We start from the raw sequence: 12,182 nt of genomic DNA on the forward strand, positions 1-12,182 counted from the left end.
GGAGATATTGGCAATGAAGAAGTTCACCAGAACCATGCTGGCGGCAACGCTCACGGTCGCCGGAGCCTCGGGATGTTCGCTGCAGCAGGCCATGTCGGCTGACCAGCCCCGCCCCACCGCGCCTGCGGGCGACGTTGCCGCGGCGCTGGCCTCCATCCCCGTGCGGCCGGAGGGAGGGATGGAGGGCTATGACCGCGACGCGTTCGATGTGTGGTCCGACCACGGCGACGAGTGCGACACCCGTGCCGTTCTTCTCAAGCAGACCAGCAGCACGCCAGCACGCGTCAACGACAACTGCACCGTCCAGTCTGGCTCCTGGCGCGACGCCTACACCGGCCGCACCGTCACCGACCCCGGAGATCTCGACGTCGACCACCTGATTCCACTGGCCGAGGCCTGGCGCTCCGGCGCGGCCGACTGGCCCACCGAGCTCCGCGAACACTTCGGCAACGATCTCGAGCACGGCAACCTGGTCGTGGCCGACAGCTCGGCCAACCGCAGCAAAGGCGACCAGGATCCGGCGTCCTGGCTGCCGTCGTACGACCGATGCGGCTACGTGACCAGGTATATTCAGGTCACGGCCTACTGGAACCAGCAGGCCGCGGCGACCGGCCACCAGCTATCCATCGACCCTGCCGAAAAGCAGGCACTCGAGCACGAACTGGCCAACTGCGGGTAGGCAGCTGCACATGCCGATCAAGCCAGAGAATCGCGACCGCTATCCCGACAACTGGCCGGAGATCAGCCACCACATCCGATTTGACCGCGCCGCCGGGCGCTGCGAATGCCGCGGCGAATGCGGCCGCCCCACAGACCACCTCGCCGCGGACGGCCGGTGCCGAAACCACCACGGAAACCCGGCGTATGGCACCGGCTCAAAGGTCGTGCTCACCACGGCACACCGCAACCATGTACCCGAGGACTGCCGCGACGAGGAGCTGTTCGCCGCGTGCCAGGGCTGCCACCTGCACTATGACCGCGCCCACCACGCCCAGACCCGCAAGCACACGCTCGCAGCCACTCGAGGACAGACCATGCTCCCGCTCGACTGAGACTCAACGCCTTGGCGACTGCGGCATCCAGGAATCCGTCCGCGCCGTCGTCACGTCGCGGTATCCGAGCCGCACATCGGCGTAGGGGAGCCAGATCTGTGACGAAACCGCTCCGGCCCGCGGGGACCGATCTCCCGCAATACCGCAGCAACCTCGATGCCCGCTTGGCTCGCGCGCAATTCGCGTTTCCACCGTTGCCGCGGCGGCTCACCCGAGGTGAACGCATCGATGATCTGCCGCAGCAGGTAGGCCACGTGTTTGGGATGTAGCCGCTGACCGGTGTTCGACACAAACAACGGTTGCCGCGCGCGGCCGTCGCCCTCGCCGGCGGGCACCGCAGGTGGGCACCGCAGGGCGAGATAGTCCTCGACCGCATCGGCCACCAAGGTTGAGACACCCAGCCGATGCCAGCCCCCACACCGGCACGACACCAACACCGCCGCTCCACCATGGGTGGACCGTTCGTAGCTGGACAGGTCCAGCTCGACGAGCTCGCCGGCGCGCATGCCGGTACCGGCGAGCAGCTCGAGCATCGCTCGATCCCGATAGCCGTTGCGAGCGTGCGGCGCCAACAACGCCGCGGCCTCCCGCAGCGCGCGCACCTGCTCAAGCGTGAACGGCTCGTTGACCCGCTCCGGATGCGCTGGACTCAGCCGACGTGACGTGGTGGCCCCGGCCATCGGGTTCGACGCCGCCAGGCCGCCGCGGATCAAGTGCGTGTAGAACGACGACACCGACGACACCCACGCCACCTGCGTACCCGGGGAATACCCACGCTCGGCGAGCTCGTCCAGCCAACGGCGCACGTCGTCACCGGACGGGTCGCGGTAGGACACCGAGTTTCCCCAGCACCACAACAGCCACTCGGTACCGCTGTAGCCGCGCGGCCGGCGACCACGCCGCCGCTGCGGATCCGGCGTGACACGGCCAGGAATCCAGCTGCGCGGCACACCCAGCCGCTCGGCGTACGACTCGCGCGTGCGCTGCGACGAGTAGCCCTCGAGCCAAGCTTGGACCTCGACGCGCAGGTGCTGCACCCGCTCGTCGTGCGGCAGAGCGTCAAGATCCGACACGTGGCCGGGCAGACCCTCCTGCCCGGCCACGGTGCGCGTCACCTCACGATCCATAGGTGCGTCGGATCTCCTCGAGCAGGGCATGGTTTTCGGCGTACTGCTGCGGGCTCACCAGCAGCGGATCATCGGTGACATCGAACTCGACCTCGGCCTGCGCCAACGTCGGTGCGATGAGCGCCCGATGCAGCCGGGGCATCTCCTCAGCGGTGAATGTGGTGCGCGACCACGGCGAGGGATCCCAATACCAGCGCGCGAGCGCGGCTCGCGCGCGCTCGACCTCGCTGGGGGAGAGCTGTTCGGCGGTCACTGGTTGGCCTCCCTGGTTTCAAGCTGGGCCAGCTGACGCAGCCGCTGCAGCGCGGTCGCCTTGTTGTGCCTATCCCATACGGCGCTCGAGATGTCGCCGTCGACGACGGGCACGTGGCCGAACAAGGCCACGTCCTCGGGGTTGAGGTGGTAGGACACCTGCCCGGCTGTCGTGTCCAAGTACAGCACCGGCAGGGTTGGTTCACGCGGATCGTTGTAGGCGATCCGCGCCGGGAACTGTGCGGCCAGCACCGCGACCAGGTGCGCCCGCTCGCGGTAAAGCTCACGCACCTGATCGCTGTCGCCGGCCAGGTCGCTTCCCGCCAGGTGGGGGCGGATCGCCTCGACGGCATCGGCGAGGATCTCGGCGTGGTCGAACGCCAGCGCACCGGCGAGCACGTCGTCGACGCGTTTCCAGCTGGCTGCTGCCGCATCGTCGGCCGCCTCGGGTGTCATCGGCTCGTCGACCACGACGGCATACGCCGTGGTCGACACCCGGCCGCGGGGGTCGCGGCCGGGTGTGTCGTAGACACCGATCTTGACTAGTCTGCTGCACCGGCCTGATTCGACCAGTGGCCGCAGACCGATCGAGGTCTCCTCGGTCAGCTCGCGATACGCAGCCTCGATCGAGGCCTCGCCGGGCTCGAGGAAACCACCCGGCAGTGCCAGGTGGCCCGCATACGGCGCATACCCGCGCTCGATCACCAGTACCCACAGCACACCGTCGGTGTCCTGGTGGAACACGGCGACATCCGCGGTGAGCTGCGCGGTCTCCCCATCAGGGGTCGTGGTGGTCATCGCCCACCCCCGGTCTTCACGTGCGCCGCGTCGTCCAACTGGTCGGCGAAGGGGCACAGCAGCCCCACCACCTCGTTAACGCTCGACCAGCTCGACGGCCAGTTGCTCGGGCGGCCCCGCTCGAAAGTGACGTCATCGAACAGGTCGATGACGGCCGCTTCGAGCCGCTCAAGGGTGTGTGCGCTGTCGATGGCATCGAGAATGCGCTGCACCAGCTTGGCGTCCCAACCCGCGTGGACCAGGCGCTGCCGTGCGGCCTGCCGATCCAGCAGTACCGGCAGGCCGGCGGCGCGAGCCAGTCGGACCGCGTCGAGCTCACTCATCCCGGACAACACTCCGGGAGGGCTGGCGTGCGAGACCGGCCCGGGGGCGGTGCCGTCGCTGACGCGTCGCATCCGCCGGTCGACCTCGGCGCCGGTGATGATTTCCCAGTCGCCGCGCGGCCACGCCCACTCGCTAAGCAGGCCCACATCGTTGCTGTTGACGTCCATCTGAAGTCCTTTCTGCCCAGGGGGCTTGGTTAGGGTTCGAGACGCGGGCCGGGGCAGGTATGAGATGCCCCGGCCCGTCCAATCGACTCACCCGGCCCTGACGAAGCTCCTGAAGCGCGACACCGCTCGAACTCGCTCGAACGGCCGGGTGCGATCACCATCGTGACCTTATCCCTATATTAGATCGGGATAAGGTTTCGTTCATCGTCCGAACGGGGCAGCTGCGGCAGGCTCCACGTAGTGGTGCCCACTGCCGAAGGCGTCAGCAAACGGTGTCGCGTGCGCCGGCGGTGTGGACTCGAGTTGACAGGCCGCGCCGCCGATCAGTCGTTGGAAGGAAGCCCATGAAGCGGAAGCGTCGAGGTTTGCCGGCCGTGCGCCCTAGCATGGCCGGCATGGACGGACCGAATACGCCTGCTGAAGGTGGCGAGTCGGACGGCGCTGGCTTTGACGAAGTGGATGCGTTCCTGTCCCAGATCCAGAAGCAGATCCGCGAGTCCGGACCACCACAGAGGACCGAACTGTTCGGCTTGCCGGTCGAGATGCCACTTCCGCCGCCAGGCCAGGCGACAACGCCGCAAGGCGAAGTGCCGGTTGATCACCTGCCGACTGACTTTCTGGTGGACCGCCTAACACAGCGTTGGGGGACCGGAGGCGGTAAGACGAACTTGATCCAGTCGAGCGCGGAGGACGGTGACGCGTCGCACAGAGATCAAGACGCGTCTTGACGTCGTCCGCTCGTGAAGTGACGCGTCCGGTGACGCGTCACCAGTCCGGTGAGGACGAGAATCCTGCACGGGCGAGATCCAGGGTGTCGTAGTGTGCCGTCGCGGACGGTCCCCTCGACGCGTAACGGACGCGTTGGGGACAGCCGGGCGGAAGGAGACCACGGGTGAGTGTTGCCCTCGCGTCAGACATCGACCACGAGGCCGAGCTGCGGGCGTGCGCGACGAAGCGCGACTGCATCCGATACGCCTGCTCCGTTCTCCATACACCCGACGGCGATCCGGTGCAGACCCAAGACGTCCGGGACTGGCTCGAAAGCAAAGGCATCGCCACGTCCCGGCAGACCGTCTCGCGGATCCTCAACGAGTGGCGACGCCAACAGGGCTACGACCAGACCGGCGAGATGCCTGCGTTAACCGACGACACCCTCGCCGAGTTCGACGAAGCCCACGAACCACCCGAAACCCACCCGAACATGACCGGCACGCCACCGGTCACCAACGCAGAGCCCGACAGCGCTGCTGTCCCGGAGCCGACCCCCACGCCTACTCCCGTTACCGCTACGAAAGCCGTGACCTCGCCGGCCGCGGCCGAAGACCCGGCCACCGAACACCCCAGCACGGTCCGCGACCAGGAAACCCACCACAAACCAGCCGCCAGCACGACAAACAAGCAGTCCAAAGGCGGCGCCGCAGGAGTACTGCTGTGGTACCTGGTGGCAGTCGTCGCCACATGCCTCAGCGCCGACACCTCCTACCGCCTGTTCGGCGAGATCGGCATCAGCGGCTTCATCTTCCCGCTCGAAGCCTGGGGCCTGTCGCTCACCATCGACCTCGAGCGAACCATGCTGTTCGGCGTCCAAGAACTCGCCCTGGTCGCCTGCGCCGTGTCCATGCGCACCCACGTACGCCGCTGGGGAAGCGCCGGACCAGCCCAGATGGTGGCCTGGGCCATCCTGGGCAGCGCCGCCGTAGCCGCGGTCAGCCTCGCCGGCGTCACCCTCGCTGCACTGATCCGCATCGCCCTCGGCCCGCTACTCGCACTCATCGCTCTCCACCAAGCACTCGGACTCGAACTCCGAGTGCGCCGCGGCAACCGCGTCAACAACGGCACCCTCGCACGCATCGGACGCGAACTCCGCGAACGCCTCCTGTCCCGCCTGGGCCTGGCCGACGAAGAACGTGACGCCGTCGCACGCACGCGCGACCGCGCGGCCAGCAACGTGGCGCGCCTGGCCACCGCACGAGGATACGTGCCGCTGCGTCGCTGGCGTCTCCAACGCGCCCTGCGCCTGTCGCAAGTCGCCCACGACCCGGCCGCCAAACAACGCATGCTCGACGAACGCGCGCTGCTGCAGCACGCCGACGAGCTAACGACGCTGAAGCAACCGTCACCCTGGGCCTGACGACAGTCCACTCATACTGGGTGACGCGTCGCGGACGCGTCACCCAGGCGACACCGGACGCGTCACCACACCCGCCGGTCCACCACTGCCGCCCCCTGGGCGGTAGTGGAGCGGTGAGGCGGACCCGCCCCTGAAGGGTGATACCGCTGCGGCCCGCACGCCCCGACGACGCGCCCCGCACGAGAGCGCCGTCAGGAACAACCGGGACGTCCAGCCAGGCGGACGACGGTGTGCACGGCATGCCGCCGCAGCGGTGCGTGAGCGCTGCGATGGGCGGGACTGGCAGCGCCATGCCCGCGTCCAGGGGAACTCGGCGGGCCCCACGGCTCGGCCGGCCGCCACGCGCTCAAAGCCCCTGCGCGCGGCTGACAGCGGCGTGCTTCCACGCGCGAAAGGCGCAAGCAGTTCGTTGACTGCCCTCGAACATGCTCATCCCCGCCGCTGCCGGACACGGTGCGTATAAGCACAAGCCACCCAGAAACGTTAGCTACGTTAAATACCTGCGGGGGTTCGGTAGGCTCAGCCGCGGGCTCGGCCGTAGCGGAGCGCTGAGGGCCGCGGCTGGCCTCCCCACAGGGAGACGGCACACAGCGCGCACTTTCAGCATCGCCAGGAGAGAAGTCCCTACACGCCGTGATCGGCGAGGCGCCCAAAGCAGGGGAGCGGAGCCCGAGGGGCGCTGGGGCAGACGTAGCTGTCGCCATCGCCCGGGATGAGAACACCCAGTCCCAGCGACGGCGTCGTGCTCACCGGTGCGCAATCGGAGTGCCGGGCAAGACAGCCACGATGGTGATGGTGATCATGTCGACCAGCTACAGGCCGTTCGCGGCCCGTACCGCCGAGGCCGCGACAGGGCGAAACCCGAACCCATGTGCCCACCGTCCTCGACGGCAGTGACGGGCCACCGTGGTTCGGCGACATCACCGAGGACGCTGACACCGTCCTGAGCGTCACCGTCACCCGGCTGCCGGACGCTGGCGACGCACCTGACCGCGGCCATCCGCTCCTATCTCGCGACGACCCCCACCGGGTTTTACACCGACTTCGACACCCCGTACGGTCCCGACGCCGGGCAGCACGACTACCGCGGCGAGGCTGCCTACGCCCACGGCGGTCAAACACAGCACGCCCTGCGTGCCGGCACGTGGAGCGCCGCCGCGGCCAAGCTGCGTACCCGCATCGCCAAGGACCTTAACGAGCTGCACCTGCTCGGTGGCCCCGACTACGGCCGCAGCGTCCCGCCGTGGTTCTACACCGGTGAGCTCGTGGTCGGCGCGGAAGTGCGCGCGACATTACGCCGGCACCGGGTGTGAAAGCCGCCGCGAGACGACATGTCGTCTTCGACGACTCGGTCGGCGCACCCAGATTCAAGGCCGATCCGGTCGTATCGCTGTTACCTGGACGTGGTTGCTTACCTGCAGCGGTGGTGACTGAACGCGATGGCTGAAGCCGCCGTAGCTTCATTAGCAACGTTAAATACCTGCGGGGGTTGGGTAGGCTCAGCCGCGGGCTCGGCCGTAGCGGAGCGCTGAGGGCCGCGGCTGGCCTCCCCGGAGAGAAGGGCGGGCAGCGCGATTCGCGCCGCTGCCAATGAATGCTGCTGCACACGCAGCGTGTCCCGCGCTCGCGCCGGCAGTCGGGAGGCGAAGGGGGACGTGTTCAGCGAGGCACAGCTTGACGGCGATGTTCGCGGGTATGCCAGTGGCAGCGGGCAAGATGCACGCCATGGGGTATGAGCACCAAGCAGCTGTCCCGTAAGCAGGCTGCTGCGCGGCTCAACATCAGTGTTGTCGACCTGCCTCACCACGATGGGTCGTGGACTCGCCTGCAGGTGCGTGACTTGCAGGCTGAATGCCTTGGCTGGTTGCCCCACGCCCGAAAGGCATATGCCGCACATCAGGATGCGAAGGCTGAACGGGCGTGGCTGGCACGTCAGCGGTGGCTGGCCAGGCAGCCGCGGCATGCCTGTTTCTGCATGCATGGTCATGCGTGGCTCTCACATGTTAATATGTGATCATCACACAGATGGTCCGGGATTGCACCTCCTACCTGCAAGAACTACAGGGGCGAGTGACTTGCCGAACAAGAGCATCAGCGTCAGCACGCCAGAAGACGAGCAGCTGTGGGGCTGGGCTGAGCGCGAGTCCAAGCGGGCGCGCTTCGGTTCCATGTCCGCGTTCATCCTCTGGCTCCTCGAGCGCGAACGCGCGGCCGACGCCCCGATCGACCGGCGGGCCAACCAGCCGCAGCAGTTTTCCGGCCGGACGGTGCGGGTCGCCGAAGTTGACGCCGACGACAACCCCACTGGGTATGGAGTCACGATCAGCATCCCGACCGGCCGCTTCGTTGTCGAATCATGGGACAACGCTGGAGGTGCCAATGAGTAGGCGGACTGCCACCGTCGCCAAGGTCACCCAGGCCCGCAAGGGCGACGAGGCTCGGACTCCACTCGTCATCGTCACCCTGCACTGCCAGGGCAGGGCGTATTTCTGGGACGCCGAACCTGGCACCTACAGAGTCGGCCAAGAAGTCCAGGTCAAGGTCAACAACCTGGACCACATGCACCCCGCCAGCTGAAGCTCTGCGCGGGCACCGGCCTTTACCCCGAGCTCGTAGGCCGCAACGTTCGGATCACTCTGGACGACAACCCAACCGTGACCGCCACCGGAACGCTGGTGCACGTCACCTACTGAAAGGAGCCTCCTGTGGACTCCGGCGACTTTCCCGGGCTCATCGCGCACGGCAAGCGGGTCCGCGCTATGTGCGCCGACCCCGAACTCACCGGTGAGCTCTTGGCGGTCGGGGTGGCGATGTCCGCGATCCTCGACGTCAAGGCTGCGCCCAAGCTCAGCCTCTACCAAATCCACATACTCGCGTTCGGTCCCGATGACCAGGAGATCCCGATGGAATGCGCCCGGACCGGCCGCATGAGGCCCGGCCGTGCCGGGTACGCCATCCGGGGCGATGCTCGCCGATACGCCCCGCCATACCCCGAGGCGAAGTGCCTCGCCCCGACGCCCCGCAAGAAGCACTGCGGGCGTAAAGCGAACCACTTCGGCCTGCTGACCGACTGGAGTACCGGCGAGCAGTACCGTCACGCCGCGTGCAACCGGCACCGTGAGTGGTACCGCGACACCTGGAAGGCGAACCAGGAAGCCAAACCGGAGGACGGCGGGCCGCTCCCGTACGCCAACACTGGCGGGGTACTTGCGCGGCACTTCCCGGAGGTCAACTGGGTGAAGCTGTGGAGCAAGCTCGATCCCCACTGGGAGCCGTACCCCGAGCGGCCTGAGCAGCAGCCGGCGAAGCCAACGTTGGAGCTAGTTGTTGATCAACCCAATCGCGAGGCGGCGGAGCAGGGGGACTTGCTGAACATGGATCCGCCAGGTCGCCCAGCCTTGTTCGCGGTTTCGGCCACCCGATAGCCGCCGTCGCTAACAGCGTTACGTCACAGGAATGGGGAGTACAGCAATGGGTCTGCGATCCAAGTGGCAGCAGTTCCGCCAGGAGTGGGCTGACACCCCGGAGCCGCGTCCGACGAAGGACAAGCAGCAAGACCCCACTGGCACCTGCGATCAACGGGGGTGCGACGAGCCGACCTACGGCCATAACCGCACCTGCAACCAGCACATCGCAGGTCTGTGACCCACCCCGCCATGCGACTGCGCCGCGCCCTGACGCCCAATCCCTGATTCCTCAGCATCGAGGCCGCCTTCGGGCAATAGACCCAATTCAGTGCTGGTCAGGGCACGAAACGTTGCTCACACCGCGAGATGTCCGGCTACGCCAACTACGTAAAGGATCTGATCTGCGATGACCAAGGACAGTTCCTGGGAAAGATGCGCGAACTACCGACGCGCTGCTGGGCCAGTTCTACGATGCCGTGATCGTCCCCCGGCTGGTCACCGACTGACCCGCGCTGGACAGCAAAAAGCCCCCGCCGCAAGGCGGGGGCCTGCCACCCCCACGTCCGTGGGGAACAAGACGAAAGCCCGAACGGACTTCCTTTCACGAAGACCAGGTTCACCTCCACGTGCGTGGAGATCTTGACGGCAAACGCGTTCGCCTACTAGGCGGTACCTGGTTCACCTCCACGGACGTGGAGAACGATCAGCGATCAAACCTCGTCACTCGCGAAGACCAGGTCCACCTCCATGTGTGTGGAGAGGACACCAAGCTAGCAGACATCCACATCGACATGGTCGACTAGCTCGCCGCGTCGACCGCATCGCCTCGCCCGCGGCGCCCTGGAACGGCGCCCCGAAGGTGGAGTCACCCGATCCTCCGTGTTGCTGCGGATCGTCAAGGCAGGGCAGCCCGAACACTGAGCACACGCCCCTGCTGGGGCCGGGACTACGGTTGACGCCGCCGGCCCCGTACCGCGCGGCGCTGATCGCGCCCACATCGAGCAGGCGCGCGGCATGATCGCTGGGGAGAACGTCAACGCCCAGGAGGTGCGCAGTGCCCTTAACGGCACGGCTTGCCGGGCATCGTGACCCCTTAGATGCCTCGCAGGAAGACCTTGGTGCCGGGTTGAGTTGGGACGCGGTCCGAGGAGGTCATCCGCGCCCGGAGCTGACCTGCCCGGTGTGCGGTGGCGGCATGCACGCCCGACAATCCCACCTGGGGACCCGCTACTTCGCGCACAACCCGCACCAAGGACACGAGCGGTGCCCATACCGCGGGGCGGGCGAGACCGAAGACCACGTCCTACTCAAACGACTCATCGCCTCCGAGGTCCGCAGCGCCGGGTGGCACGCCACAGTCGAACACGCCGAAGCTGACTGGCGCGCCGACGTCCTGGCAAGCAACCCGAGCGGCACCTCCCGAGGACGGCACGCCACACCAGATCGCGCTCACCCACGCGCCCGGCGAGGCCACCTTTCCGCTGTGCTTGCACTGCGACCCGCTGGGACAACGCTTCGACGAACTCGTGACCTACGAGACCGAGAACCGTCGAAACCTACCGGGCAAATTCTCATGGCCACGTGCTTCGCCGCCCCTGGTCTACGACCCGCCTTCCGACCCATCGACGAATCGCGGGACGTGACCCGATGCTGGAGTGGTGGAGGAGTCGTGGCCTGCGAACGATGTCCACTATAGGAAATGCCGGTGTGGAGGTACGGTACGTACCGTGCCTACCGACGAGACTGTCGCCGACCGGCGGTACGCCGTCGGCCAGCGGATCCGCGAACTTCGTGTACAGGCTGGCATGACGCAGAGCGACGTCGCCGAAGCCGCAGGATTCGGGAGCCTGCCTTTCTACGGCGATATCGAGCGAGGCAAACGCAATGTCAGCCTCGACAAGCTATTCGCCATCGCCGACGCCCTCGGTGTCGGCGTCGGAGAACTGTTCACAGATCTCCCACGCCAGGTTCGGTAGGCAGCTCACACCACGGGTGTCGAGCAAGCAAGTAGATGCAGAGAAGACGGAAACGCCACCCCGTCGGGCGGCGCTGTTAACGAGGTTCGTTGCGCCGGGTCAGATAGCGGCTCCGGTCGCCAGACCGTGCGCATAACTAGACATCGGCCTCCCGGTTTCGAGCTGTCAAGCACGTCTGCGCATAACTGGGCATCATCATCCGAGTGTCCGGCACAAGCATCGTTGCCGCGAGGCTCGCGCTGCCGCTGGTCGTCTCGGTCAAGCCATGCGGCCGGAGAACGCGGCCGTGGTGAAGATGTGCGAAGCCCAATACTGGGCGCTGATGGGCGTGCACAAGAAGATGGGGGAACTCGAGCAGTGCCTCCAAGCCTCCTCACTGTCGCTGCCCAAGGTGGCAGACAACGAGGTGGCGGAGAAAATCGCCGCTCTGGTCGAGGACTACACCGAGCGAAACCGCGAGCATCGCTCCGCCGCCAACGTCGCCGACGCCGAGGAAAGCGGCCCAACTGATCTCTAAGGGGGATGGGATGACCGAGTAGCTCGACGTCGACGAGCTGACGCGCCTGCTCGAAGACGACGGCGTGGCCGGGTGGCTCGATCTCGGGCTGAGGGTCACGCGTGGCAACCCAGCGGGCGCGGCCGACCAGGTAACCGTCCACCAGGACAGTGGTGAGGTCATCGGCTGGACTGAGGCGTCACCGGAGGTCCCCGGCCGACGCCAATACCGAACCGTGATCGTGCACGACCAGCAGGGCTACCCCCACGGCCCCGCGTACCCGGCCGGATGGCTACCGCCGAACCTGCTCGATTCGCAGGCCCGAGAGCGGTATCGGTGCTTGCCGGAAGGCCAGCAGAGGCCCGGTTCGACTGGCCTGATCAGCAAACCGGGGCTCCTCCGGTCAATTCGGCGGAACCCCGTTCGTTCATCCCCACCTGCGTGGGGGTCGA

Annotated in this window: 13 protein-coding genes; 9 read left to right on the forward strand and 4 right to left on the reverse strand. The window is 67.0% G+C overall.

Features of this window, described 5'->3' with window-relative positions:
- Positions 1-13 precede the first annotated feature (13 nt).
- Together ACFQRI_RS26030 and ACFQRI_RS26035 are read left to right on the forward strand one after the other, a co-directional pair.
- Positions 14-679 carry an HNH endonuclease family protein gene (locus ACFQRI_RS26030; RefSeq protein ID WP_380673108.1) on the forward strand — a complete coding sequence of 222 codons (666 nt, stop codon included), beginning with the start codon at positions 14-16 and terminating at the stop codon, positions 677-679.
- A 10-nt stretch (positions 680-689) separates the two neighbouring features.
- Positions 690-1,052: a hypothetical protein gene (locus ACFQRI_RS26035; RefSeq protein ID WP_380673110.1), complete on the forward strand. Its 363-nt coding sequence runs from the start codon at positions 690-692 to the stop codon at positions 1,050-1,052.
- Positions 1,053-1,102: 50 nt separating this feature from the next.
- Here the strand turns inward: ACFQRI_RS26035 and ACFQRI_RS26040 are convergent, their stop codons facing one another.
- The 4 genes from ACFQRI_RS26040 to ACFQRI_RS26055 are packed head-to-tail and all read right to left on the reverse strand — an operon-like array spanning position 1,103 to position 3,720.
- The gene (locus tag ACFQRI_RS26040; protein WP_380673112.1) at positions 1,103-2,167 is read right to left on the reverse strand and encodes a tyrosine-type recombinase/integrase; all 1,065 of its coding nucleotides are present in this window, start codon (positions 2,165-2,167) and stop codon (positions 1,103-1,105) included.
- A gap of 1 nt (position 2,168) precedes the next feature.
- Entirely contained in the window at positions 2,169-2,432 is a 264-nt protein-coding gene (locus tag ACFQRI_RS26045) for a hypothetical protein (protein ID WP_380673114.1), read from the reverse strand.
- Positions 2,429-3,229 (reverse strand): NUDIX domain-containing protein, encoded by an 801-nt coding sequence (locus ACFQRI_RS26050; RefSeq protein ID WP_380673116.1) that lies wholly within the window; start codon positions 3,227-3,229, stop codon positions 2,429-2,431. The genes ACFQRI_RS26045 and ACFQRI_RS26050 overlap by 4 nt, the downstream gene beginning before the upstream one ends.
- Positions 3,226-3,720 carry a hypothetical protein gene (locus tag ACFQRI_RS26055; RefSeq protein WP_380673118.1) on the reverse strand — a complete coding sequence of 165 codons (495 nt, stop codon included), beginning with the start codon at positions 3,718-3,720 and terminating at the stop codon, positions 3,226-3,228. The genes ACFQRI_RS26050 and ACFQRI_RS26055 overlap by 4 nt, the downstream gene beginning before the upstream one ends.
- A 395-nt stretch (positions 3,721-4,115) precedes the next feature.
- On the opposite strand from ACFQRI_RS26055, the gene ACFQRI_RS26060 reads away from it, so the two are divergent.
- From ACFQRI_RS26060 to ACFQRI_RS26090, 7 genes are all read left to right on the forward strand, one after another.
- Complete coding sequence (locus ACFQRI_RS26060; RefSeq protein ID WP_380673120.1) at positions 4,116-4,448, forward strand: hypothetical protein; 333 nt, start codon at positions 4,116-4,118, stop codon at positions 4,446-4,448.
- 164 nt (positions 4,449-4,612) lie between these two features.
- Complete coding sequence (locus ACFQRI_RS26065) at positions 4,613-5,851, forward strand: hypothetical protein (protein WP_380673122.1); 1,239 nt, start codon at positions 4,613-4,615, stop codon at positions 5,849-5,851.
- 2,075 nt (positions 5,852-7,926) lie between these two features.
- On the forward strand, positions 7,927-8,238 hold the full coding sequence (locus tag ACFQRI_RS26070; RefSeq protein WP_380673124.1) for a hypothetical protein: 312 nt from the start codon (positions 7,927-7,929) through the stop codon (positions 8,236-8,238).
- Positions 8,231-8,428 carry a hypothetical protein gene (locus ACFQRI_RS26075; RefSeq protein ID WP_380673126.1) on the forward strand — a complete coding sequence of 66 codons (198 nt, stop codon included), beginning with the start codon at positions 8,231-8,233 and terminating at the stop codon, positions 8,426-8,428. Before ACFQRI_RS26070 ends, ACFQRI_RS26075 begins: the two co-directional genes overlap by 8 nt.
- 128 nt (positions 8,429-8,556) lie before the next feature.
- Entirely contained in the window at positions 8,557-9,276 is a 720-nt protein-coding gene (locus ACFQRI_RS26080; protein WP_380673128.1) for a hypothetical protein, read from the forward strand.
- 1,709 nt (positions 9,277-10,985) lie between these two features.
- Complete coding sequence (locus ACFQRI_RS26085; RefSeq protein WP_380673130.1) at positions 10,986-11,234, forward strand: helix-turn-helix domain-containing protein; 249 nt, start codon at positions 10,986-10,988, stop codon at positions 11,232-11,234.
- A 265-nt stretch (positions 11,235-11,499) separates the two neighbouring features.
- Positions 11,500-11,751, forward strand: a complete 252-nt coding sequence (locus ACFQRI_RS26090; protein WP_380673132.1) for a hypothetical protein — start codon at positions 11,500-11,502, stop codon at positions 11,749-11,751.
- Positions 11,752-12,182: the final 431 nt, after the last annotated feature.

The sequence above is a fragment of the Saccharopolyspora griseoalba genome (assembly GCF_042665275.1).
Classification (GTDB): domain Bacteria; phylum Actinomycetota; class Actinomycetes; order Mycobacteriales; family Pseudonocardiaceae; genus Saccharopolyspora; species Saccharopolyspora griseoalba.

Excerpts from the sequence above, each read along its gene's own strand:
- ACFQRI_RS26030 (WP_380673108.1), top strand. The coding sequence starts at position 14 with ATGAAGAAGTTCACCAGAACCATGCTGGCGGCAACGCTCACGGTCGCC.
- ACFQRI_RS26035 (WP_380673110.1), top strand. The coding sequence starts at position 690 with ATGCCGATCAAGCCAGAGAATCGCGACCGCTATCCCGACAACTGGCCG.
- ACFQRI_RS26050 (WP_380673116.1), bottom strand. The coding sequence starts at position 3,229 with ATGACCACCACGACCCCTGATGGGGAGACCGCGCAGCTCACCGCGGAT.
- ACFQRI_RS26055 (WP_380673118.1), bottom strand. The coding sequence starts at position 3,720 with ATGGACGTCAACAGCAACGATGTGGGCCTGCTTAGCGAGTGGGCGTGG.
- ACFQRI_RS26060 (WP_380673120.1), top strand. The coding sequence starts at position 4,116 with ATGGACGGACCGAATACGCCTGCTGAAGGTGGCGAGTCGGACGGCGCT.
- ACFQRI_RS26075 (WP_380673126.1), top strand. The coding sequence starts at position 8,231 with ATGAGTAGGCGGACTGCCACCGTCGCCAAGGTCACCCAGGCCCGCAAG.
- ACFQRI_RS26090 (WP_380673132.1), top strand. The coding sequence starts at position 11,500 with ATGCGGCCGGAGAACGCGGCCGTGGTGAAGATGTGCGAAGCCCAATAC.